Raw genomic sequence first — 21,940 nt, 5'->3', positions numbered from 1 at the left:
CCGGGCGATCCTCGGACACGGCGCCGAACCGCGGAGGTACCGGACGTGTCCGTGGAGCGCATGCTGCCCACGCCCGAGGCCGTAGACCTGATCGGCCTGGTTCGCGACATCGCCGAGCGCGAGTTGCGCCCGCGCGCCGCGGCTGCGGAGGAGGCGGGCGAGTACCCCCGCGACCTCATCCGCATGCTGGGGCGCATCGGCCTGCTCGGGCTGCCGTACGAGGAGACGTATGGTGGCGGCGCTCAGCCCTACGAGGTCTACCTCCAGGTCGTGGAGGAGCTGGCGGAGCGCTGGGCCACCGTGGCGCTGACCGTCAGCGTCCACACGCTGTCGTGCTGGCCGCTGGCCACGCACGGCACGCTCGAGCAGCGCAAGCGCTGGCTGCCCAACCTCATCGGCGGCGATCTGCTCGGCGCGTACTGCCTCTCCGAGCCGCACGCGGGCTCCGACGCCGCCGCACTGACCACCCGGGCGGTGCTCGACGGCGACGCCTACGTGCTCACCGGCGCCAAGGCGTGGATCACCCACGGCGGCATCGCCGACTTCTACACGATCTTCGCCCGCACCTCCGATGACGGCACGCGGGGCATCTCGTGCTTCTTGGTGCCCGCCGACACGCCCGGGCTCTCGTTCGGCGCGCCCGAGAAGAAGATGGGTCTGTCCGCCTCGCCCACCACCATCGTCAACCTCGACGGCGTCCGGGTGCCGGTCGAGCGGCGCATCGGCCGCGAGGGCGACGGCTTCGGCATCGCGCTCGGGGCACTGAACTCCGGCCGGCTCGGTGTCGCCGCCATCGCGACCGGGCTGGCGGAGGCCGCGCTGCGCGCGGCGGTCGCCTACGCGCGCGAGCGCGAGCAGTTCGGCCAGCCGATCATCGACCACCAGGGCCTCGGGTTCCTGCTGGCCGACATGGCGGCGGCGGTCGAGAGCGCCCGCGCCCTCTACGTCGTCGCGGCCCGCCGCCACGACGCGTCGCAGCCGTTCCGGCACCAGGCCAGCGTGGCGAAGCTGGTGGCCACCGACAACGCGATGCAGGTGGCGACCGACGCCGTCCAGGTGCTCGGCGGCGCCGGCTACACCCGTGACCACCCGGTCGAGCGGTACTTCCGCGAGGCCAAGGTGATGCAGATCTTCGAGGGCACCAACCAGATCCAGCGCCTGGTCATCTCGCGCGAGCTCCGGTCGTCCGGGTGAGGGCGGTCGAACGGCGCAACGCCACGTTCCAGCAGTGGCAGGCGCTGCTGACCAACCGGTCCAAGCGCCAGTCCAGCGGCGAGCTGCTGGTCCAGGGCGTGCGGCCCATCTCGCTGGCCGCCGCGGCCGGGGTGCCGTTCGTCTCGCTGCTGTTCGTCGGCCGGCCGCGGCCCTCGGCGTGGGCCGCCGAGCTGATGGCGTCCGGGCGGCCGCCGGCGCTGTCGTCCTCTACGAGGCGCTTCGCCAGCGTTCGTGATGATCCCTACGTCGTCCCCAGCGCCAACCACCGGCAGGCCCTCCCCGTTGATCTTGGAGTTGTTCGGCCATTGTGGGGCGGTATGTCCGATAGATGGCCGAACAACTCCAAGATCAACGAAAGGGCGTGGCGCAGGACCACCGTGATGGAGTGTGCCGCCCGATCGCCGTCGCTGAACGCACGAGAGCCGGGGCCGGTCGGGTGGACCGGCCCCGGCTCGCGGGACAGCGCTCGAGGGTCAGGCCGCGACGGGCTCCGGCTCGGCGTCGGTCACGTCGGGCGTCTCCGGCGCCGGCGCGGGCGGCTGGAACCGGCGGAACAGGGTCACACCGACGACCGCGAAGACGAACATCGCGGCGGCGCCGATGCCGGCGACCGTGTTGAGGCCGGTCATGAACGCCTCGCGAGCGGCCTCGATCAGCGGGCCGGCCACGTCGCCCGGCAGGTGCGCGGCGGCCACGGCGGCGCCGGACAGCGAGTCCTGCGCGGCGGTCGCGAGCTCGGCCGGCGTGCCCTCGGGGACGGTGAGATCGGAACGGTAGATGGCGGTGCCCAGGCTGCCCAGCGTGGCGATGCCGAGCGCGATGCCGAACTCGCCGCTGGTCTCCGCGACCGACGCCGCCGAGCTGGCGCGCTCCGGCGGGGCGGAGCCGACGACGATGTCGACGCCCAGGGCGGCACCCGGGCCGAGGCCCACGGTCGCGACCATGAGGCCGGCCACGATCAGACCGAGCCCGCCGGTCGCGGCGACCTGCGTCATCAGCGCCAAGCCGACCGCTGCCAGGCCCATGCCGCCGCCGATGACCCAGCCGGTCCCCAGGCGCTGGCTCAGCGCCGGGCCGAACATCGTGCCACCGATCATCGCGACCGACGGCGGGACCAGCCACAGGCCGGCCTGCAGCGGCGACAGGCCCTCGACCAGCTGCAGGTACTGGCTGACGAAGAGGAATATCCCGCCCATCGCGAACCCGCCGACGGAGAAGAGGCCCAGCGCGGAGCTGAACCGCCGGTTGCGGAACAGCCGCAGGTCCACGAGGGGGTCGGCCAGCCGCAGCTGCCGCCGGACGAACGCGACGCCCACGACGGCGCCGACGATCAGGGCGCCCACGGCCGTGGTGGTCACACCGTCCTTGGCCAGCTCCTTGAGGCCGTAGATGGCCGGCAGGATGGTGCCGAGCGACAGGGCCACGCTGGCCAGGTCGATCCGGCCGGGCTGCGGGTTGCGGTGCTCGGGCAGGAGGACCGGACCGGTCGCCAGCAGCAGTGCCATGACCGGCACGCCCAGGAGGAACACCGAACCCCACCAGAACGCCTCCAGCAGCACCCCGCCGATGGCTGGGCCGAGCGCCGTCCCGCCCATGAAGCAGCTCATCCAGACCGCGATCGCGACGCCGCGCTGCTTCGGGTCCTTGAACATGTTGCTGATCAGGCCCAGCGTCGACGGCATCAGCGTCGCGCCCGCGATGCCCAGCACCGTCCGGGTCGCGATGAGCATCTCGGCACTGGTGGAGTAGGCCGCCAGCACCGAGGCCGCGGCGAACGCCACCGCGCCGGTCATCAGCAGCTTCCGGCGGCCGATCCGGTCGCCCAGCGTCCCCATGGTGACGAGGAAGCCGGCCACCATGAAGCCGTAGATGTCGGTGATCCACAGCAGCTGGGTGCTGCTCGGCTGCAGGTCGGCCGCCAGGTGCGGCAGGGCCAGGTAGAGCACGCTCATGTCGAGTGCCAGCAGCAGGGTGGGCAGGGCGAGCACGGCCAGGCCGATCCACTCGCGCTTGCTGGCTCGCTCCACGGGAGCCGAGGTGTCGATGGTCGTCACGGTGATCCCTCTCTCAGGTCCTTCTCGATCGCGCTGTCACCCGGTACGTCGCGGTCGCGGAACGGATTTCGACATCGGCCCGTGAACATCTTCGTGTGACCTGGGTCACATCAAGTTCGTGAGAAGGTAGACCCCGTGAAGTACCTGCTGCTCATCTACAACAACTCGGCCGCCGACCCCGACCCCGAGGCGCGCTTGCAAGGCCACGTGACGTTGTTCAAGGAGCTCAACGAGGCCGGGACGGTGCTCAGCTCGGCCGCGCTCGGCGGCGCCGGCGTGCAGACGGTGCGCACGCACGGGCGCGGCGGCGCGCCCGCCGTCACGGACGGCCCGTTCCTCGAGGCCAAGGAGCTGCTGGCCGGCTACTACCTGGTCGACTGCGAGACGCCCGAGGAGGCGGCGGCCATCGCGGCGCGCATCCCGTGCGGCGTCGGCGGGGCGGTCGAGATCCGCCCCGTGAACGAGGCGGTCACCGACGCCGTCCGCGGCGACGCGCCGTACCGCATCTGACTGGGCCGGAACGGCGCGACGTGATCTTCGACGATCGCCCGCATCATCAAGATTTCTGGAGCATCAACACGATCGCAGGCCTGGTGATGCTGCAGAAGGCCTCGTGACGTGCCCCGGATCACGGTTACTGGAGGTCGTTCCAGGTGATGCGGAACGGCTGCGTGGTGTCGGCCTCGGCGCTGGTCCCGCCCAGGATGGCCAGCTCGTCGGGCTTGTGCCGCAGCACGGTGTCGACGTAGTCGCGCGCGGCCTCCTCGAGCCCGACGTCGTGGCCGAGGTTCTCGGAGAGGTACCAGCGGTGCTCGAGCACCTCGTGGAAGATCTCCGGCCCCTCGAGCTTGCCACGCAGGTCGCGCGGGATCGCCCGCAGCACCGGCTCGTAGCTGTCCAGCACCCAGGCGTTGGCCACGATCTCCTCGTCCTCGCCCTGCTGCTCGGTGACGGCGGCGTAGGTGTCGAGGTCGTTGAGCAACCGGCGGGCCTGGTTCTCCTGCGCGTCGATGCCGGTGAGGCGCAGCAGCCGGCGCGAGTGGTGCCCGGGGTCGACGACCTTGGGCTGGACCCGGATGGTGCGGCCGCCGATGTCGGTGACGATGTCCAGCTCGTCGACGTCGAAGCCCAGCTCGTTGAGGCGGTCGACCCGGCGGGCGATGCGCCAGCGCTCGTTGACGTCGAACGCCTCCCACTCGGTCAGCTCAATCCACAGCGCCTCATACCGCTCGACCACCTGGTCGCTGACGGCGATCGGGTCGACGCTCTCGTCGAGCTGGCCGGCGGCGAGGAGGTCCATCATCTCGCCGGCGATGTTCGTGCGGGCGGTGTCGAGGTCGTGCGCGCGCTGGCCGTCGCTGAGCGCGTTGTGCAGCTCGCCGGTCTCGGCGTCGACGAGGTACGCGGCGAACGCGCCGGCGTCGCGGCGGAACAACGTGTTGGAGAGCGAGCAGTCGCCCCAGTAGAAGCCGGTGAGGTGCAGCCGGGCGATGAGCACGACGAGCGCGTCGATGAGGCGGTCGACGGTGTCGCGGCGCATCATGCGGGCGAACAGCGCGCGGTACGGCAGGGAGAACTGCAGATGCCGGGTGACGAGCACGGAGTCGAGCGTGCTGCCGTCGGGAGCCTCGCGGCCGCTGACGACGCCGACGGCCTGGACCGCCGGAACGTCCAGCCGGGCGAGGTCGCGCAGCATCTGGTACTCGCGGTCGGCGAACGGCTTGACGATCTCTTTCAGCGCGTAGACGTTGCGGCCGAGCCGGGTGAAGCGGACGACGTGCCGCGAGATACCACGGGGGAGCGCGACCAGGTACCACTCCGGCCACTGCTCCAAGGGCATGTCCCAGGGCAGGTCGAGGAGCGCCTGCTGCTCGCGCGGTGCGGCGAGGATCCGTAGCTCCATGGGCTCATTGTCCCGTACGGAGCGCCGGATCCTCGCCGTTGCGTTCAGCTGGTGATCAGGCGGTGGCTCAGGGCTCGAGCCGCTCGCCGGTCTTGACCGAGAAGAAGTGCTCGCTGCCCGGACGGATGGCGAAGTTGATCTTGTCGCCCTTCTGCGGCGCGTTGCGCGGCTCGACCCGGGCGATGACCTGGTCGCTGCGCAGGCGGTCGGCCTGCTCCTCTGCGGCCGGGCCGGCCGGACGTCCGTAGACGTACGCGTCGGAGCCGAGCTCCTCGACGACGTCGACGAGCACGGGGATGCCGCCCTGCTCCTCGGCGGACGCGGGGAGGAGCGCCTCGGGCCGGAAGCCCAGGACGACGGTGTTGGAGCCCTCGGCCGCGACCTTGGAGGAGATGGAGGCCGGAATGGCGACGTCGGCGTCACCCAGCACGGCGCGGCCGTCCTTGATGTCGAACGTCGCGATGTTCATGGCCGGCGAGCCGATGAACCCGGCGACGAACACGTTGGCCGGCTTGTCGTACAGGCCCAGCGGGCTGTCGACCTGCTGCAGCAGACCCGCGTTGAGCACCGCGACGCGGTCGCCCATGGTCATGGCCTCGACCTGGTCGTGCGTGACGTAGACCGTGGTGATGCCCAGCCGGCGCTGCAGCGAGGCGATCTGCGTGCGGGTCGAGACGCGCAGCTTGGCGTCGAGGTTCGACAGCGGCTCGTCCATGAGGAACACCTGCGGCTCACGCACGATGGCCCGGCCCATGGCGACACGCTGGCGCTGACCACCGGAGAGCGCCTTGGGCTTGCGGTCGAGGTACTCGGAGAGGTCGAGCAGCTTCGCGGCGTCGGCGACCCGGCGGCGGATCTCGTCCTTCGGAGTGCCGGCGATCTTCAGGGCGAAGCCCATGTTGTCGGCCACGGACATGTGCGGGTACAGCGCGTAGTTCTGGAAGACCATCGCGATGTCGCGGTCCTTGGGCGGCATGTGGGTGACGTCGCGGTCGCCGATGCGGATGGCGCCGCCGTCGACCTCTTCGAGGCCGGCCAGCATGCGGAGGCTGGTGGACTTGCCGCAACCGGAGGGGCCGACGAGAACGAGGAACTCCCCGTCCTCGATGGCGAGATCGAGAGCGTCGACCGCCGGCTTGTCGGTTCCCGGATAGATCCGGGTGGCCTTGTCGAACGTGACCGTAGCCATCGTTGCTTCCCTTCACCGGCAGGTACGTGCCGGACGATCCGTAGTGAAGTGGACGGGGTATGAAGTTGTCCCGCGGGTTACTGCCAGGTTGCGGGTGTTACGAGACACTATATGGCGACACTCGATCCGTCACCCGGGGGTGACGTAGGTCACGCCGGCGCGCTCGTGGTCACTGGCCGGGGCGGCACGCGCGGTACCGTCCGTCCATGACGGTGCGGCTCAGCGACGTCGCCTCGCATGCCGGGGTCAGCGAGGCGACGGTCAGCCGGGTGCTCAACGCCAAGCCGGGCGTGGCCGCGCAGACCCGGCAGGCGGTGCTGGCGGCGCTCGACGTCCTCGGCTACGAGCGGCCTAGCCGCCTGCGCTCGACCAGCGCCGGGCTCATCGGGTTGATCGTGCCCGAGCTGGAGAACCCCGTCTTCCCGGCGTTCGTGCAAGTCATCGAGACCATCCTGGCGCAGCGCGAGTACACGCCACTGCTGTGCACCCAGACGCCCGGCGGGGTCACCGAGGACGAGTACGTCGAGATGCTGATCGACCGCGGGGTCGCCGGGATCCTGTTCGTCTCCGGGCTGCACGCCGACAGCACGGCGAGCCCGGCGCGGTACCACCGGCTGCGCGAGCTGGCGCTGCCGATCGTCCTGGTCAACGGGTTCGTCCCAGGGCTGGGCGTGCCGTTCGTGTCGACCGACGACGTCGCCGCGGCCGAGCTGGCGGTGCAGCACCTGGCGTCGCTCGGCCACCGCCGCATCGGCCTGGCCATCGGACCGCGCCGGTTCGTCCCGGCGGCCCGGAAGATCGAGGGGTTCGCCAGGGCGCTGCGCACTGTTCCCGGCGCGCCCGACCCGGACGGCATGGTCGCGACGTCGTTCTTCACCGTCGAGGGCGGCCGGGCGTGTGCGGAGCAGCTGCTCGACGCCGGCTGCACGGCCATCGTCTGCGGCTCGGACCTGATGGCGCTCGGCGCCGTCCGGGCGGTCCGGCAGCGCGGGCTGACGGTGCCCGGCGACGTGTCGGTCATCGGCTACGACGACTCCCCGCTCATCCCGTTCACCGACCCGCCGCTGACCACCGTCCGGCAGGCGGTCCCCGCGATGGCGGCGGCCGCCGTCCAGGCGCTGCTGGAGCAGATCGCCGGTGTGCCCGCGGACCGCTCGGAACTGTTGTTCACGCCGGAGCTGGTGGTGCGCGGATCGACCGGCGCGGCCTGGCTTGGGGCGGACAATCCGGGGTAAACCACGACCGACTGTCCAGAAGCCTTTCCCGATCGTCGCGAACACCGTACGGTTCAATGGCACCAGGAGTACTCCGAGCCGGCGAGGAGGCCCCCGATGCGCATCTCCGACATCATCCGGACCAAGGGCAAGGCCGTCGTGACGGTGCCCCCAGACACAGACGTCCGCTCCCTGCTCACCGTTCTGGCCGAGAACCGCATCGGCGCGGTGGTGGTGTCCGCCGACGGCAGGGCGATCGAGGGCATCGTCTCCGAGCGCGACATCGTCCGGGCGCTCGCCGCCCGCGGTGCCGCCGTCCTCTCCGAGCCCGTCTCCGCGATCATGACGGCCGAGGTCCAGACGTGCGATCCGCGCCAGCACGTCGACGAGCTGGCCGCCGCCATGACGCTGGGCCGGTTCCGGCACATGCCGGTGGTCACCGACGACGGCGGGCTCGACGGCATCGTCAGCATCGGCGACGTCGTGAAGATCCGCATCACCGAGCTCGAGGTCGAGCGCGACTCCCTTTCGTCCTACATCCGCACCGCCGCCACCTGACGGCGCACTCCGGCGCTGTGCCGGGGTCGCCGTCATCGGACCCATGCGGCCCTCCACCGATCGGCCGATCTTTCCTCACGTTTACCGGCAAATCGGTCAGCGTGTTCCCAGGTCCGGGCGCGTCGACCTGCACGCCAAGTCGATCTCTGAAAGTCTTTGCCCGGTCGAATTTTGCGCGAGATTGTCATGCGTTGTGAGCAGCCGCGCATTCTCGGACGTGGTGGTTTTCGAGCCGCCACTTCCGATTGTGGGGACCGCCTGAAATCAAACCCGCAGTCGGAATGGTCACATGCCCTCGTGACCGAAGTCGGAGGGCCCGGTGCTCCCTCCTGGGGTGCCGGGTCCTTCGCGATCGCGCCGGAGCGCGGCCGTGGACAATGGAACCCTGATGTCGACTCCCCGCCGTGCCTGGACCATCTGGGCGGTCGGCGTATCCGCGTACATCGTGGCGGTCATGCACCGCACCACGTTCGGGGTGGCGGGGCTGGACGCGGCCGGCCGTTTCGACGTGTCGGCCAGCGTGCTGGCCTCGTTCGTCGTGCTGCAGCTGGTGGTCTACGCCGGCCTGCAGATCCCGATCGGGCTGCTGCTCGACCGCGTCGGCGGACGGCGGCTGGTCGTCGCAGGCGCGCTGCTCATGGCCGCCGGGCAGGCTGTCCTGGCGATCGCCGGGTCGGTGCCGCCGGCCGCGGCGGGCCGCGTGCTCGTCGGCATGGGCGACGCGCTGACTTTCGTGAGCGTGCTGCGCATCGTCTCCGCCTGGTTCCCGCCCGGCCGGGTCCCGGTGATGACGCAGCTCACCGGGCTGGTTGGGCAGGCGGGCCAGGTACTGTCCGCGGTGCCGTTCGTCGCCGTACTGCATACCTACGGCTGGAGCCCGGCGTTCGCCTCGGCGGCCGCGACCGGCGTGCTGGTGTGCGTGCTGGCCGCCGCGGCGCTGCGCGACACCCCGTCGGCGCGGGCGCAGCCGCTGGCGGACGGCTCGATGCGCCACCTCGGCGCCGACCTCGTCACCGCGTGGCGGCACCCGGGCACCCGGTTGGGGCTGTGGACGCACTTCACGACCCAGTTCTCCGGCACGGTGTTCGCGCTGATGTGGGGGTTCCCGTTCCTGGTCTCCGGCGAGGGCGTCTCGCAGGCGGCGGCGGGCGCGTTGCTGACGCTCACCGTCATCGCGGGCGTGGTCGCCGGCCCGGTCATCGGCGTCATGGTGCAGCGGCACCCGTTGCGGCGGTCCTGGCTGGTGCTGGGGATCGTGTTCGCGAACGCGGCCGCCTGGACCGCCGTCCTGCTAATGCCTGGGCGGGCGCCCGGCTGGCTGCTGGTGCTGCTGGTGCTGTCCATGGCCCTCAGCGGCCCCGGCTCGATGATCGGCTTCGACTTCGCCCGCACGTTCAACCCGCCGAACCGCCTGGGCACGGCGACGGGCATCGTCAACGTGGGCGGCTTCCTCGCCTCGCTGCTGACCGTCCTCGCCATCGGCCTGGTCCTCGACGCCCGCAGCGGCGGCGCGTCGTCGTCGCAGTACGACCTGGGCGACTTCCGCGTGGCGATGTGCGTGCAGTACGTCATGTGGGCGATCGGGCTGGCCGGCATCCTGCGCTCGCGGCGGCTGGCCCGCCGTCGCATGGCCGAGAGCGGCGTCGTCGTCCCACCCATCCGCGACGTCATCGCCGAGCGTCGTCGTCGCCGGCGCGAGCGGCCGTGAAAGGCGGCCACCGGTCACGGGGTGTTTTTCGGCCAGGTGCGGGCGACGCGGAGTTCGTAGAGATAGGCCTTGGTGATGGTGCCGCCGTACCGGTTCTCGATCAGGCCGCCGATGCAGTCGAACAGACCGCGGCGCAGGTCGGGGCGGAGCGCCCGGTGGCCGGAGTACGTCGACAGCAGGTCGAGGTAGCCGCGCGCGTCGTACGTGACGTCGGCGCGGTAGCGGCGGCGGACGGCGGGCTGGAACAGCGGCGAGTCATCGATCTCGTCGGTGACCGGCGGGATCGCGTCGGCCGGCTGGAGGCGCAGGCCGGGCGGGGTGGCCGGGTCCCAGCGCTCGTAGCACTCCTGCACGTCGGCGAAGAAATCCGCCGTGCCACCGAGCACGTGCTCGGTCGTCACCGTGGCGAGGGCGCCGCCGGGTCGCAGCACGGCGGCCACCCGGTCCGCCCGCACCGCGGGGTCGAGCCAGTGCCAGGCGGTGAACGACGTCACCAGGTCGGCGGAGGCGGGCGGCGCGGCCCAGTGCTCGAACGCCGACTCCACCACTTCGACCGGCTGCCCGGCGGTCCGCTCGCGCAGCACCGCCGCGAGGTTCGCCCCCAGCTCGACGGCGACGACGTGCGCACCGCGGGCGACCAGGGCCAGCGTCGCCTGGCCGGTCCCGGGCCCGATCTCCACGACCCGCGCGCCCGGGCCCAGCTCCGCCAGCTCACCGAGGCTCGCGAAGATCGCGTCGGGATAACCCGGCCGGGCCTCGGCGTAGAGCGCGGCGTCCTCGTCGAAGATCGTGCGCAACTGCCGCTCCGCCATGGCGGGGATGCTGCCACGGGTGGGCAGGATGGCGCCATGGAGATTCGGATCCGGGAAGCGCGACTGCCCGACGACGCGGACGGGCTCGCGCGCGTCTACGTGTCCAGTGCCGAGCACCACCTGGCGCCGGCGTCCGACGGCGACGACCGCTCGACCCGCACGCCCGCGGCGAAGAACGGGCAGTTGTCAGGGGGACGGGATCGCTCACATCACCAGGATTACCCGAGCCTCAACACGATTGCAGGCATAGTGACGTTCCAGAAAACCTCGTGATGGCCTCCGAATCACCGGGAAATCTCACCACGTGGACACCCGTGCCGGCCCACGCCCCAACCACAGGCCAACGCGGCACGGAACGGGTCGACGAGCCACAAATGATCACGTTGAGTAGGGCTCTTACCGCTCTACAGGGCATGCATGCCCTAGTGAAGTGTGAGGACGCCTTCCAAGGGGCCACTTTCTCGGAGCCCGAAGTCGGATTCGAACCGACGACCTACCGCTTACAAGGCGGTTGCTCTGACCAGCTGAGCTATTCGGGCAGAAGAGGAAACGGTACCCGAGCGGGCACCGTCCCCTCCACTGCGTCGGGTGACGCGGGCCGTCAGACGACGGCGCCGTAGTTGGGGTCTTCCCGGCTGCGCTTGTCGACCTTCTTCGGCGCCGGCGGAGGAGCCGGCTTCTTGTCCTCGAGCAGGATCGTGAGCGGCACCGCCGTGAAGTTCGACGAGTACGTACCGATCAGGATGCCCAGGACCAGCGCGAGCGCGAAGTCCGACAGCGAGTCACCGCCGAGGACGAGCAGGGCGACGAGGATGAACAGCGTGCTCGCACCGGTGTTCACCGACCGCGGCAGGGTGTTGAGGATGGCGGTGTTGGACACGTCGGCGAACCTCTCCTCGCCCCTGCGGGTCCACGTCTCGCGGATGCGGTCGAACACGACGACGGCGTCGTTGACGCTGTAACCGATGATCGTCAGCAGCGCGGCGAGGAATATGCCGTCCAGCGGTTTGCCGATCCAGGCGAAGATGCCGATGGTGACGATCACGTTCTGGAACAGGGCCACGACGGCGCCGGTGCCGAACGTCCATCGGAACCGGATCGCGAGGTACGCCAGCTGCGCCGCAAGCGCGACCCCCAGCGCGATGAGCGCGTTGCGCTGGAGCTCGTCGCCGAGGCTGGGGCCGATCAGCTCGTCACGGATCAGTTCGGACCCGCCGCCGAGGTCGCCGATCGCCTCGATGACAGTGGCGGCCTGGTCGTCGGACATGTCGCTGGCCCGGACGGTGATGTCGTCGTCGCCGGACTCCTGGACGATGGCCGTCGGGAAGCCGGCGTCGGCCACCGCGGCGCGGGCGTCGTCGACGTCGACGGGCTCGGTGGTGGACACCTCCACCAGCCGGCCGCCGGTGAACTCGATGCCGAACTCCAGGCCGCGCGCGAGGATGCCGCCCAGGGCCAGCACGACGGCGACCGCCGAGATCAGCAGCCAGCGCAGCGGCCTGGTCATGAGCTGCGGGTTGCGCTGGCGCAGCCAGAGCCGGACCCGGCCGTGGTGGGCCAGGCCGCTGGCGTCGGGGTGGTTGCGCAGCCAGCGCCGGTCGGCCAGCCACTCGACCAGCACCCGGCTCAGCACCAGCGCCGACAGCAGCGAGGCGAGTACACCGATGGTCAGCGTGACGCCGAAGCCGCGGACCGGGCCGGAGGCGAGGAAGAACAGCAGCCCGGCGGCCAGCAGCGTCGTCACGTTGGAGTCCGCGATCGCCGACAGTGCGTTCTTGAACCCGCTCTGGACCGCGCCGCGCAGGCTCTTCGTCGTGCCGTCGACGTACTCCTCGCGGGCCCGTTCGAAGATCAGCACGTTGGCGTCGACGGCCATGCCGATGGCCAGCACGAAACCGGCCAGACCGGGCAGGGTCAGCGTGGCGCCCAACGCGCTCAGAGCGGCGTAGGCGATGCCGGCGTAGCCGATCAGCGCCAGGACCGCCATCAGGCCGACCAGGCGGTACGCGATGCCGATGAAGATCGCGGTGGCGGCCATACCGATGATCGCCGCCCAGGCGCTGGCCTCGATGGCCTCGTCGCCGAGCGTCGGGCCGACGACCCGCTGCTCCACGGTGGTGACGTCGACCGGGAGGGCGCCGCCCTCGACCAGCGCCGCGAGGTCCTTGGCCTCCTCCTCGCTGAAGTCGCCGGTGATCTCGGTCTGGCCGCCGCGGATGCCGACGCCGCACTGGACGCTGGTCGTCACGTTCGGCGAGGAGATGACGGTGTCGTCGAGGACGATGGCGATGCGTCGGCGTGGGTCGCCGTCCGGCTGGCAGGCGGCGTCGCTGGTGAGCTGTGCCCACGTGCCGCCGCCGCTGCCGCTGAAGTCGAGCGTGACGAGCCAGCCGCCGCGCTGCACGTCGTAGATGGCGTCGGCGCCGTCGATCTCCTCACCGGTCATCGCGGTGGGCGCGAGGATCAGCGGCTGGCCGGACTCGTCGGGCAGCACCAGCTGGCCGTCCGCGTCCGGGGCCGGCGTCTCCGTCGGCGCTGGGGTCTCGGTGGGCGCGGGAGTGGGCGCCGGCGTCGAGCCGGCGACGACGTCGATACCGGTGTCGCCGGCGGGTGCCTCGGGTTCGATGGCGCCGCCGACGGAGCCCTCGGTGGCCGGTGGCGTGGCGGGCGGCGTCTCGGCAGGCGGCGTGGCCGGCGGGGTCTCGGTGGGCGTCTCCGTCGGCAGGCCGGAGGTGTCGTAGCCGAGGACGGGGTGCACCGTCAGCTGCGCGGTCCGGCCGAGCGCGTCGGCGGCCTCGCGCGGGTCGGAGACCCCGGGCAGCTCCACGATGATGCGGCGGTCGCCGGACCGGCTCAGCGACGGCTCGGAGACACCGAGCGCGTCGACGCGGCGGCGGAGCACCTCGAGGGCGCGGTCGGTCGACTCGGCGTTGGCTTGGACAGTGTCGGTGTCCTGCGTCTCCAGGACGATCTGCGCACCGCCCTCGAGGTCGAGGCCGAGGTTCGGGCTCGACGTGAGCGTGACGAAGGCGGAGCCGGCGAGCACCAGCGTGGCGGCGACTGCCCGGGCCACGCGGCCACCGTCGGACGAGCCGGTGCTGCGTTTCCGGGCGCGCCGCCGGAACAAGGCGTACGTCGCCAGGATGACGGCGGTCGCGCCACCGACGAGGTAGAGCGCGGTCATGCGATCCACAGGAGATCTCCAAGGGACGTGCCCAGCGGCGCGGGCACGAGCCGGCGCACCGTCGGGCGGAAGAGCTGAGGGACGTCTACTGCCGGATCGCGGGCGGCCCGCGCTGTGGGTCGGTGGGCGTCCACGCGGCGTCGGCCGGGACGCGGTCGGCCGGTGCGGGACCGGCCTCCAGGAGGTACCGGTCGAGCGGCCCGACGACGGTGCCCCCGGCCGCGGGCGGCGCGTAGCCGAGCTTGACGGTGACGGCGGCCGCGACGACGGCGAGGTCGAGGACGTCGCCGGCGTCGGCGATGGACGGCGCCGACGACCCGAGCTCCGGCGCAGCGGTCACGGACGAGCCGCGGTGCTGTCCGGACGGCGCCGCGGCCGCGGGCGGCCCGGACGAGATGAGCATCAGGGCGCCGGAGAGCAGGATGGCGGGAAGCGCCCACAACTTCCGGAGCACGCGGCTGCCCGCGTGGTCCCCGGAGCGGCGACCCGGCACTGTCCGACCTCCTGACTCGGCTCTCGACGGCGTCTCGCGCGCCGTCCCTCGAACCGCGCCAACCATACCCGCTACCCCGGCGGCGTACGATGGTGCGGACCGGTACCTGTCAGGGAAGAAGTGACCTTATGCCCAACATCGGTACGCCTGAGCTGATCATCGGCCTCATCGTCATCTTCCTGCTCTTCGGTGCGAAGCGGATGCCGGAGATGGCCCGCGGCATCGGCCAGTCGCTGAAGATCTTCAAGACCGAGATGGGGAAGCCGGCCGACAGCGACGCATCCAACGCCGTCATCGTCACCCCGGCGCCGGCCGAGCAGCCGCAGGCGACCACCGCCCAGGCCACCGCGGCCCAGTCCGCTACCGAGACCGCGGCCGCCCCGGCCGACCCGGAGCCGCGTCCCGCCCAGTGACGGGCCCCTCAGCCGACGGTCGCATCCGCGGTCGCACCGGCCGAGAGGACGCGGCCGGGTAGCTCGGCCGTGCCGATCCCGTCGATGGTGAGGACTGTCAGCCGGAGCCGGCCGCCGCGCACCGCCACGCCGACCCGCACGCCGTCGTCGCACGGCGCCTGGGTCACCGTGCCCCAGGCGTCGCCGCCGGCCCAGAACCACGTGACGGGGCCACCGGTGAGGTCGGCGGACGCGAAGCGGAGCGCGCCGTTCACGCCGTCGTACCCGAAGCCGGTGAGCGCCGGGATGGTGCCCCAGGCGGCCATCGCGCGCACGTAGTGGTGGCCGCACTCGGCCTCGTCGAACGGGTTGCGCCGGCGGCCGTCGAACCGGCTGCGGACCGCCTCGACGACCTGGATCGCCTCGTCGGTCAGGCTGGCCTGGAGCAGGCCGATCGCCGCCGTGTACTCGAGGCCGGTCCACACCTCGGCGAAGTACGGGAACGGCCGCGCCGGGCGGTCGCCGTGCGGGTACGACGCGACCTGCAGGCCCGGCTCGCCGGCCAGCGCGTAGCTGCGCTTGGGGTTGAACGGGGCACCGGGCGCGGTGCGGTCGTTGTGCCGCAGGATGCTGCGCAACGTGGTGCGCACATGGCCGGTGTCGAGCAGGTCGCCGAGCCCCGTGAGCCGGGCGACGTGCTGGCCGACGAGCTGGTCGGTGAGGCAGCCGTCGCCGATCTGCAGCTCCGGCTCGGTGAGGTCGCGGGCGCCGATGCCGGGCAGCCGCAGGCCGGGCGCGATGGCGTCCTCGCTGCCCGGCGGGCGGATCTCGTGCCGGTAGTACTCGCCGTTGAACAGGTTCGCGTCGATCCAGGCGCTGCCGCGGGCGAACAGGTCGGCGCAGGTGGCGGCGAATTCGTCGTCGCCGAGGTGCCAGGCCATCTCCTCGGCGGCCCGCAGCGCCGCCAGGTACCACGTCCCGACCTGTGGGTTCGGGCCGAAGTACTCGACGTCCATGGTGTTGTGCTGGGAGCCCTCCATGACGCCGTCGCGGTCGGCGTCCCAGCCGCCGGGGACCCAGGCGAACTCCAGGGCCCGGCGGGCGGCCGGCCACAGCTCGCGCAGCAGGTCGTCGTCGCCGCTGAGCCGCCACTCGCGGTGCAGCTTCACCAGGCAGCCCATCTGCCCGTCCGCGGCGGCGACGCCGTGCGAACGGGCGCGGTCCAGCGGCAGTTCGAGCCGGAAGCTCATGTGCCCGTCGTCGGCCGTGGCGTACCGGAACTCCAGCTCGCGCATCGACCGGGCCAGCTCGCCGAACAGGTACGGCGTCGTGTGCTCGTAGTTCCACACGTGGGTGCAGTTGCCGTAGCAGCTGCCGCTGTCGTCGTGGCAGCCCTCCCAGCCGTAGAACCGGCCGTCCGGGGTGCGGAAGCAGGTCGGCGAGCGCAGCGTGCTGACGTTGCTCAGCGCCGCCTCGACGATCGCGGCGGGCAGGTCGCTGCCGGTCAAGGCGCCGACGAAGGCGACGGTGCGATCTTCGAGCTCGGCGAGCTTCGGGGCGACGGTGTCGATGACGTCCCAGGCGTCGCCGTACGCGACCGCGTAGTGGTTGCCGATGACGTTCTCACCGCGCCAGTCCCGCCGGTTCGGGAAGTGCCAGGTCAGTAGGAACGTGAAGGCGTGCGTCTCGCCCGGCTCCAGCGTGCGCAGCGCGGCCACGGACGCCACCGGCTCGCCGTCCGCAGGCCGCTCGTCCAGCCGCCCGTCGGCGGAGAGGTCGTCCCAGAAGTCCAGCAGCGGGCCGCCCCAGCTGGACCCGGCCCAGGCGGTGCGCACGGTGACGTCGTCCTCGTCCAGGACGGCCAGGGCCAGCGAGCCCCAGCGCTCGACGAGCTCGTCGCCGCCGGACCGGAGCAGGACACCGTCGCCGCGGCGCTCGTTGCGCGGCCGCTTGCCGGGGTTGCGCACGCTGCCGGCGACGGTGACGTCCAGCGGCTCGCCGTCGGTGTTCGTGACGGCGTACCGCAGCACCGCGACCGGCAGCGAGCTGGCCTCGACGTCGGACGGGACCAGCGGGTTGAACGCCTGCAGCCGCACCGTCACCGGCATGTCCGGGTCGTCGAGCAGCACCTGGCCGAGCGGGTAGGCGCCCAGAAACTCCGAGCGGGCGAACCGCGGCAGGCTGTGGTTGGGCACCGCGGCGCCCTCCCAGCCCTCGTACAGCACTGGGTCGATCGGCCCCTCCAGCGCACGGACGGCGTCACCCGCGCGGACGGCGAAGAAGCTGTCGCGCGGTGCGAAGCCCTTCGCCGGCTGGTTGCGGATCTCCCAGTCGCGCAGGTCGCCGCGGCCGCCGAGGGACACCGTCCCCGTACCGATGCCACCGAGCGGGAGGGCGATGCGCAGCGAGTGGTCCGCGTCGTACCGGCGCAGGACCGGCCATTCCGGGGTCGTCATGGTCAGACTGGAACGTGCAACGGCATTCCATGTCAAGCCGCGAGTGGTCGCTCCGAGACGATGACGGCCAGCGTGCGGCGGCCGACCTGCCGCTGGACGGTGCGCACGCCGGTCTGCCCGAAGTCGGCCAGCCGGGCCGAGACCTCGCCGAGCTGAGTCGGTGTGATGCCGTGGCCCGGCCGGTCGAGCAGCCGCTCGGCCAGCAGCAGCCGCCCTCCTGGAAGCAGCTTCGCCGTCAGCGTGGCCAGACCGGCGTCGCGGTCGTCCCAGTGGTGCATCGAGGCGAGCGTGTAGATGGCCGCGAACGAGCTGTCGGCGAACGGGACGTCCTCGGCGCCGGCCACTCGGACGTCAGCCCCCGGCACCCGCTTGCGGGCCATCGCGACGAACGTCTCGGACGGGTCGACAGCGGCGACGTGCTCCGCGCCGGCCTTCCGGGCGGCCAGCTCGAGCGCGAGACCCGGCCCGCAGCCGACCTCCAGCACCGCCTCGCCGGCGCGCAGCTCCGCGAGGTCGACCACCGCCCGGTTCGTCTCCGGGTGGCGGTTGAACCAGGAGTAAAGCCGCGCGCCGACGGCGCCGAAGCCGCTCATAATCCGAGGCTACGGCAGCTCGATGAACGGCTGGGGCTGCGCGGCGGACAACTCACCGGCCTGGACCCGGACCACGCTGAACGGCGCGCCGGTGACGCGGTCGGGCAGGTCGTAGCGGGCGAGGTAGACGCCGGGCGGCACGTCGACGAAGCCGAACCAGCCGGAGCCGTCGCTGACCTGCGTGCGGGTCTCGCGGTCGCCGGCCACCGGCTGCAGGGTGACGGTGACGCCGTCGAGCGGCGCCCCCGTGCGCAGCCGCAGCGTGCCCGCCACGTTGCCCGTCGTCGGGTCCTCCTTCCACGGCATCGACGGGACAGCGGCGTCCTCGGCGAACGGGGCGTCCGGTCCGATGGTGAGCGCGGCGGCCAGCGCGGCCCGCTCGGCGTCCTTCACCGCCGGTGACCCGGCGGCCGCGGTGAGCGACGGGTTCGCGTAGGAGTAGCCGCTCCAGCCGGCGACGGTGTTGCCGGCCGTCGTCGGGGTGAGGAGGTCGCGGACCTGCAGGACGCTGTCGTCGACCTCGTTGAGGTACAGCGCCGGGCCGGACACCGTCTGCCGGTCGCCCTGCCAGTCGGCCAGTACCTCGTTCCACTCGGCGAACATCCGCGCCTGGTCGGGCATCCACTCGCGCTTGTAGTTCATCGCGACGACGGTGTCGATGATCCCCTCGTCCAGCCAGCCCTTCCAGTCCTGCAGGACCTCGGCGTAGGTGCGGGTCTTCTCCCAGCCGCCGACGCTCTGCGGGCCGAAGCCGTACGTGATGCCGTCGTTGCTCAGCCGCACCGTCGGGTCCACCTCGAAGATGCCGAGGTAGATGCGGCGTACCAGGCTGGTGATCTGCTCGCGCCGCCACTCGGTGAACTCCGCGTCCGACGGCGCCGGCACGTCGGTGCGGCCGGTGGTGGCCTGGAACCGGGCGATCGACGTCTCGCTGTAGCCCCAGTCGCTGTGCGTGGTGGTGGAGTTGTGGTCGGGGTAGCGGATGTAGTCGAGGTTGATGCCGTCGACGTCGTACTCGCGGACGATGCTCTGGATCGCGCCGACGACGTAGTCGCGGGCGGCCGGATTGGCGGGGTCGATGAAGCTGTTGTTGCCGACCCTCTCGGTGCCGTCGACGCGCTTGTTCAGCCAGCGGTCGGCGCCGGTGGCGCTCGGGCCGTGCGCGTTGAAGGCGTGGTCGGGGGAGCGCGGCGGCGTCGCGGAGTTCCACAGCGTGCCGAAGTTGACCCACGCGTGCACCTCGAGCCCGGCCGCGTGGGCCTGCTCGATCACCTCGTCCAGCGGGTCGTACGGTGCCGACGCGATGGCGGCGTCGGTGCGCGGGTAGTCGGCCCGGTTGCAGAAGCAGTCGTAGCGGCGGGCGACCTGGACGATCAGCGCGTTCGCGTTGACCTCCAGTGCCTCGCCGACCAGCTCCTCGACCTGCGCGGGGGTGTAAATGCCCTCGTTGAAGGCGTCGACCCAGTAGCTGCGCCACTGCTCCGGTACGGGATCCGGCTCGGCCGCGGCCGGGGGCGCCGCGGCGACGGCCAGGACGAGTGCGACGATGACGGGAAGCGTGCGACGACGTCGGCTCACGCTGGTCCTCCTCGATGGACTAGACCAATATGGGCGCCAAGTCTGGAAGACTTTGCCCGATACGTCTACAGGGGGTGCGGGCGTGGCCAAGTACCACTCGATCCGGGACGAGATCCTCGACCTGGTCGCGGAGCTGACCGTCGGCGACGCGCTGCCGGCCGAGCGGACGCTCGCGCCGCGGTTCGGCGTCTCGCGGATGACGCTGCGGCGGGCCGTCGAGGAGCTGGTCCGCGAGGGCCGCCTCGTCCGCCGTCAGGGCGCCGGCACGTTCGTCGCGGGGCCGAAGATCGCGCAGGGCCTGGCGGTCACGTCGTTCTCCGAGGACATGCGCCAGCGCGGCTCCGTTCCGTCCAGCCGCACGCTGGCCGTCGACGACGTGCTGGCCGGCGCGCCCCTGGGCCGCCGGCTGGAGATCTCGCCGGGCGAGAACGTCGTCCGCGTGACCCGGCTGCGGCTGGCCGACGACGCGCCGATGGCGGTCGAGACCCTGCACGTGCCGCGCAGCATCGCCCCGGGACTGGACGGCACGATGCTCGCCGACGGCTCCTTCTATGAGCTACTGCACGAGGTGTACGGGCTGGAGCTGGCCGGCGGCGTGCAGACCATCGAGGCGACCGTCACCGACGAGACGGAGTCCGAGCTGCTCGGCGTGCCGCTGCACTCGCCGGCGTTCCTGTTCGAGCGCATCTCCCGCGACACCGCCGGCCGGGTGGTCGAGTTCGTCCGCTCCGTCTACCGTGGCGACCGCTACCAGTTCCGTGTCGAGTTGCAGCCGGCCCGCAGGCCGGCGAGGACGGCCGAGTGACGAACTCCGAGTTGGACCTGCTCGCGACCGAGGGCCGGTTGCCGGCCGCCGCCGACCTCGACCTGCGCACCACCGGTGAGCAGGTCGACCTGATGGCCGAGCAGGACCGGGTGGCCGTCGACGCCGTCGCCGCGACCCGCGACCGCCTGGTCGAGGCGATCGACGCGACGGTGGCCCGGCTGCGCCGCGGCGGCCGGCTGATCGAGCTGGGCGCCGGCACGCCCGGGCGGCTCGCCGTCCTCGACGCTGCCGAATGCGGGCCCACCTTCGGCGTCGACGAACGCCAGGTCGTCGCCGTCATGGCCGGCGGATTCGGCGCGGTGCGCTCGGCGGCCGAGCACGACGAGGACGACTACGACGGCGGCCGGTCCGACCTCTCGGAGCTGGAGCCGGGGCCCGACGACGTCGTGGTCGCGGTGAGCGCCTCGGGGCGGACGCCGTACGTGCTCGGCGCGCTGGCCGCCGCGCGCGAGGCCGGCGCCTACACCGTCGCCGTCGTGAACAACGCCGGCTCGCCGATCGCCGCCGCCTCCGACGTCGCCGTCGAGGCGCTCACCGGACCTGAGGTGGTGGCGGGCTCGACCAGGCTCAAGGCCGGCACCGCGGCCAAGCTGGTGCTCAACACCATCTCGACGCTGGTCATGGTGCAGCTCGGCCACACCCACGGCGACCTGATGATCGACGTGCGGGCCACCAACGACAAGCTGCGCCGCCGGGCCCAGCGGATCGTCCAGGAGGCCACCGGCGAGTCCGGCGCGGCGGTCGAGGCGGCGCTGGCCGCCAGCGGGGACGAGACGAAGACGGCGACGGTCATGCTGCTGGCCGGCGTCGACGTGGGCGAGGCGCGCCGCCGGCTGGCCGCCGCCGGCGGCTACGTCCGGGCCGCCCTCACACCGGGTCAGGCCAGGGCGTAGGCGATCTCCAGAGCCGCCAGTAGCAGCGTGACCAGCGCGACCAGCGCCGGCAGCTTGCCGTCGGGCAGCGCGCGGTCAGCGTGCAGCGCCTCGTTCGAGCGCCGGTAGCGCCGCCGGGCCAGCACCAGGATCAGCAGGGCGACCGGCGCCACCGCCAGGCCGAAGACCATCGCCGCCGGGCCGAGCGGCTCGGCCGCCAGCCGGCTGGCGAGGACGACGCCGACCAGCAGCGCGAGCGCGGTGCGGGTCCACGCCAGCGCCGTCCGTTCGTTCTGTGCACCATGGTCGTAGGTCCGCTCGGTCATCGGTCAGGGCGCGATCAGCACGACGACGATGACGATGGCCGCGACGGCCAGCCCGAACGCCAGCACCGGCGCCAGCGCGGGCGACGGCAGCGGCCGCGCCTCGCGCAGCGCCCGCTCCGCCCGGGCCCACCGGAAGAACGCCAGGACGCTGCAGGTGGCGCCGAGCAGCGACAGCGCCACGACGAGGACCAGCCGCAGCGCGGTGTGGTCGGGGATCTCCAGTGCCTCCAGCGCGATGCCGGCCGCCAGCAGCGCGAGGGCGGTGCGGATCCAGGCCAGGAACGTCCGCTCGTTGGCGAACGTGAACCGTGGATCGGGCTCGCTGCCGGCCCCGTAGACGCTGCGCGGCCAGCGGCGGGAGGTGTCGTCGCGCTCCGCGCTGTTGGTCATGATCCGTCGCTCTCGATGTTGTGGGTCGCTCTCGATTGTGTCGGAGGCGTGCTGCGGCGGTGCCGACCGGCCCCCCGCTGGGACGGCAGCCGGGGGTGCCCGGGCCGGGCGCCGTTGACGTTCAGGGGATCGCGGATCGTCCAGGAGGCCACCGGCGAGTCCGGCGCGGCGGTCGAG

Annotated in this window: 20 protein-coding genes, 1 tRNA gene and 1 pseudogene; 10 read left to right on the top strand and 12 right to left on the bottom strand. The window is 72.2% G+C overall.

The features are described 5' to 3' along the window. The first annotated feature begins 45 nt into the window (after window positions 1–45). Both E1262_RS23135 and E1262_RS32190 read left to right on the top strand, forming a co-directional pair. A complete protein-coding gene (locus tag E1262_RS23135; RefSeq protein ID WP_238993023.1) occupies window positions 46–1,194 on the top strand; it encodes an acyl-CoA dehydrogenase family protein in 1,149 nt (382 codons plus the stop codon). Then, a pseudogene (locus E1262_RS32190) lies at window positions 1,191–1,340 on the top strand (rRNA methyltransferase); the annotation flags it as partial. The gene E1262_RS23135 and the pseudogene E1262_RS32190, both read left to right, overlap by 4 nt. Before the next feature lie 348 nt (window positions 1,341–1,688). Here E1262_RS32190 and E1262_RS23125 read toward each other — a convergent pair. Further along, window positions 1,689–3,275, bottom strand: coding sequence for an MFS transporter (locus E1262_RS23125; protein WP_420810555.1), 1,587 nt, complete (start codon window positions 3,273–3,275; stop codon window positions 1,689–1,691). A 129-nt stretch (window positions 3,276–3,404) separates the two neighbouring features. On the opposite strand from E1262_RS23125, the gene E1262_RS23120 reads away from it, so the two are divergent. Then, window positions 3,405–3,779: a YciI family protein gene (locus tag E1262_RS23120; RefSeq protein WP_132106058.1), complete on the top strand. Its 375-nt coding sequence runs from the start codon at window positions 3,405–3,407 to the stop codon at window positions 3,777–3,779. A 124-nt stretch (window positions 3,780–3,903) separates the two neighbouring features. Here the strand turns inward: E1262_RS23120 and E1262_RS23115 are convergent, their stop codons facing one another. Beyond that, window positions 3,904–5,172 (bottom strand): DUF4032 domain-containing protein, encoded by a 1,269-nt coding sequence (locus tag E1262_RS23115; protein WP_132106056.1) that lies wholly within the window; start codon window positions 5,170–5,172, stop codon window positions 3,904–3,906. A gap of 67 nt (window positions 5,173–5,239) precedes the next feature. Next, window positions 5,240–6,361 carry an ABC transporter ATP-binding protein gene (locus E1262_RS23110; RefSeq protein WP_132106054.1) on the bottom strand — a complete coding sequence of 374 codons (1,122 nt, stop codon included), beginning with the start codon at window positions 6,359–6,361 and terminating at the stop codon, window positions 5,240–5,242. A gap of 206 nt (window positions 6,362–6,567) precedes the next feature. Between E1262_RS23110 and E1262_RS23105 the strand changes: the two genes are divergently transcribed. The 3 genes from E1262_RS23105 to E1262_RS23095 all read left to right on the top strand — a co-directional run bounded on the left by E1262_RS23105 (window position 6,568) and on the right by E1262_RS23095 (window position 9,841). Next, window positions 6,568–7,596: a LacI family DNA-binding transcriptional regulator gene (locus E1262_RS23105; protein WP_132106052.1), complete on the top strand. Its 1,029-nt coding sequence runs from the start codon at window positions 6,568–6,570 to the stop codon at window positions 7,594–7,596. Window positions 7,597–7,692: 96 nt separating this feature from the next. Continuing rightward, entirely contained in the window at window positions 7,693–8,133 is a 441-nt protein-coding gene (locus E1262_RS23100) for a CBS domain-containing protein (protein ID WP_132106050.1), read from the top strand. A 388-nt stretch (window positions 8,134–8,521) separates the two neighbouring features. Next, a complete protein-coding gene (locus tag E1262_RS23095) occupies window positions 8,522–9,841 on the top strand; it encodes an MFS transporter (protein WP_132106048.1) in 1,320 nt (439 codons plus the stop codon). Between the two features lie 14 nt (window positions 9,842–9,855). On the opposite strand, the gene E1262_RS23090 is transcribed toward E1262_RS23095, so the two are convergent. After that, complete coding sequence (locus tag E1262_RS23090) at window positions 9,856–10,653, bottom strand: class I SAM-dependent methyltransferase (RefSeq protein ID WP_132106046.1); 798 nt, start codon at window positions 10,651–10,653, stop codon at window positions 9,856–9,858. Window positions 10,654–10,689: 36 nt separating this feature from the next. On the opposite strand from E1262_RS23090, the gene E1262_RS23085 reads away from it, so the two are divergent. After that, window positions 10,690–10,926: a hypothetical protein gene (locus E1262_RS23085; RefSeq protein ID WP_132106044.1), complete on the top strand. Its 237-nt coding sequence runs from the start codon at window positions 10,690–10,692 to the stop codon at window positions 10,924–10,926. Window positions 10,927–11,118: 192 nt separating this feature from the next. Here the strand turns inward: E1262_RS23085 and E1262_RS23080 are convergent. From E1262_RS23080 to E1262_RS23070, 3 genes are all read right to left on the bottom strand, one after another. Further along, a tRNA-Thr gene (locus E1262_RS23080) sits at window positions 11,119–11,192 on the bottom strand. Between the two features lie 62 nt (window positions 11,193–11,254). Further along, on the bottom strand, window positions 11,255–13,837 hold the full coding sequence (secD, locus tag E1262_RS23075) for a protein translocase subunit SecD (RefSeq protein ID WP_132106042.1): 2,583 nt from the start codon (window positions 13,835–13,837) through the stop codon (window positions 11,255–11,257). Window positions 13,838–13,922: 85 nt separating this feature from the next. After that, a complete protein-coding gene (locus E1262_RS23070; RefSeq protein ID WP_132106040.1) occupies window positions 13,923–14,291 on the bottom strand; it encodes a hypothetical protein in 369 nt (122 codons plus the stop codon). A 167-nt stretch (window positions 14,292–14,458) separates the two neighbouring features. On the opposite strand from E1262_RS23070, the gene E1262_RS23065 reads away from it, so the two are divergent. Further along, on the top strand, window positions 14,459–14,743 hold the full coding sequence (locus tag E1262_RS23065) for a twin-arginine translocase TatA/TatE family subunit (protein ID WP_132106038.1): 285 nt from the start codon (window positions 14,459–14,461) through the stop codon (window positions 14,741–14,743). Window positions 14,744–14,751: 8 nt separating this feature from the next. Here E1262_RS23065 and E1262_RS23060 read toward each other — a convergent pair whose 3' ends face one another. From E1262_RS23060 to E1262_RS23050, 3 genes are read right to left on the bottom strand one after another with little or no spacing between them, the layout of a single operon-like run. After that, complete coding sequence (locus E1262_RS23060; protein WP_132106036.1) at window positions 14,752–17,178, bottom strand: GH116 family glycosyl-hydrolase; 2,427 nt, start codon at window positions 17,176–17,178, stop codon at window positions 14,752–14,754. A gap of 32 nt (window positions 17,179–17,210) precedes the next feature. Next, window positions 17,211–17,771 carry a class I SAM-dependent methyltransferase gene (locus E1262_RS23055; protein WP_132106034.1) on the bottom strand — a complete coding sequence of 187 codons (561 nt, stop codon included), beginning with the start codon at window positions 17,769–17,771 and terminating at the stop codon, window positions 17,211–17,213. A 9-nt stretch (window positions 17,772–17,780) separates the two neighbouring features. Continuing rightward, the gene (locus E1262_RS23050) at window positions 17,781–19,349 is read right to left on the bottom strand and encodes a family 10 glycosylhydrolase (RefSeq protein ID WP_132106032.1); all 1,569 of its coding nucleotides are present in this window, start codon (window positions 19,347–19,349) and stop codon (window positions 17,781–17,783) included. Window positions 19,350–19,431: 82 nt separating this feature from the next. Here E1262_RS23050 and E1262_RS23045 point away from each other — a divergent pair, with 82 nt between their 5' ends. Together E1262_RS23045 and E1262_RS23040 are read left to right on the top strand one after the other, a co-directional pair. Beyond that, the gene (locus E1262_RS23045; protein ID WP_203454255.1) at window positions 19,432–20,154 is read left to right on the top strand and encodes a GntR family transcriptional regulator; all 723 of its coding nucleotides are present in this window, start codon (window positions 19,432–19,434) and stop codon (window positions 20,152–20,154) included. Continuing rightward, on the top strand, window positions 20,151–21,068 hold the full coding sequence (locus E1262_RS23040) for an N-acetylmuramic acid 6-phosphate etherase (RefSeq protein ID WP_132106028.1): 918 nt from the start codon (window positions 20,151–20,153) through the stop codon (window positions 21,066–21,068). The genes E1262_RS23045 and E1262_RS23040 overlap by 4 nt, the downstream gene beginning before the upstream one ends. On the opposite strand, the gene E1262_RS23035 is transcribed toward E1262_RS23040, so the two are convergent. Continuing rightward, complete coding sequence (locus tag E1262_RS23035) at window positions 21,053–21,373, bottom strand: DUF202 domain-containing protein (RefSeq protein ID WP_132106026.1); 321 nt, start codon at window positions 21,371–21,373, stop codon at window positions 21,053–21,055. The two genes, E1262_RS23040 and E1262_RS23035, sit on opposite strands and share 16 nt — an antisense overlap. Window positions 21,374–21,376: 3 nt before the next feature. Further along, a complete protein-coding gene (locus tag E1262_RS23030; protein WP_132106024.1) occupies window positions 21,377–21,763 on the bottom strand; it encodes a YidH family protein in 387 nt (128 codons plus the stop codon). Window positions 21,764–21,940: the final 177 nt, after the last annotated feature.

Origin of the sequence: Jiangella aurantiaca (assembly GCF_004349105.1) — a bacterium.
In the GTDB taxonomy this organism is placed as follows: domain Bacteria; phylum Actinomycetota; class Actinomycetes; order Jiangellales; family Jiangellaceae; genus Jiangella; species Jiangella aurantiaca.
This window is presented reverse-complemented; position numbering and strand designations above follow the sequence as displayed.

Bases quoted from the DNA above. Each gene is read 5' to 3' on its own strand.
- E1262_RS23090 (WP_132106046.1), bottom strand. From the start codon at position 10,653: ATGGCGGAGCGGCAGTTGCGCACGATCTTCGACGAGGACGCCGCGCTC.
- secD (WP_132106042.1), bottom strand. From the start codon at position 13,837: ATGACCGCGCTCTACCTCGTCGGTGGCGCGACCGCCGTCATCCTGGCG.
- E1262_RS23030 (WP_132106024.1), bottom strand. From the start codon at position 21,763: ATGACCAACAGCGCGGAGCGCGACGACACCTCCCGCCGCTGGCCGCGC.
- E1262_RS23105 (WP_132106052.1), top strand. From the start codon at position 6,568: ATGACGGTGCGGCTCAGCGACGTCGCCTCGCATGCCGGGGTCAGCGAG.
- E1262_RS23115 (WP_132106056.1), bottom strand. From the start codon at position 5,172: ATGGAGCTACGGATCCTCGCCGCACCGCGCGAGCAGCAGGCGCTCCTC.
- E1262_RS23095 (WP_132106048.1), top strand. From the start codon at position 8,522: ATGTCGACTCCCCGCCGTGCCTGGACCATCTGGGCGGTCGGCGTATCC.
- E1262_RS23035 (WP_132106026.1), bottom strand. From the start codon at position 21,373: ATGACCGAGCGGACCTACGACCATGGTGCACAGAACGAACGGACGGCG.
- E1262_RS23100 (WP_132106050.1), top strand. From the start codon at position 7,693: ATGCGCATCTCCGACATCATCCGGACCAAGGGCAAGGCCGTCGTGACG.
- E1262_RS23065 (WP_132106038.1), top strand. From the start codon at position 14,459: ATGCCCAACATCGGTACGCCTGAGCTGATCATCGGCCTCATCGTCATC.
- E1262_RS23085 (WP_132106044.1), top strand. From the start codon at position 10,690: ATGGAGATTCGGATCCGGGAAGCGCGACTGCCCGACGACGCGGACGGG.
- E1262_RS23110 (WP_132106054.1), bottom strand. From the start codon at position 6,361: ATGGCTACGGTCACGTTCGACAAGGCCACCCGGATCTATCCGGGAACC.
- E1262_RS23060 (WP_132106036.1), bottom strand. From the start codon at position 17,178: ATGACGACCCCGGAATGGCCGGTCCTGCGCCGGTACGACGCGGACCAC.
- E1262_RS23055 (WP_132106034.1), bottom strand. From the start codon at position 17,771: ATGAGCGGCTTCGGCGCCGTCGGCGCGCGGCTTTACTCCTGGTTCAAC.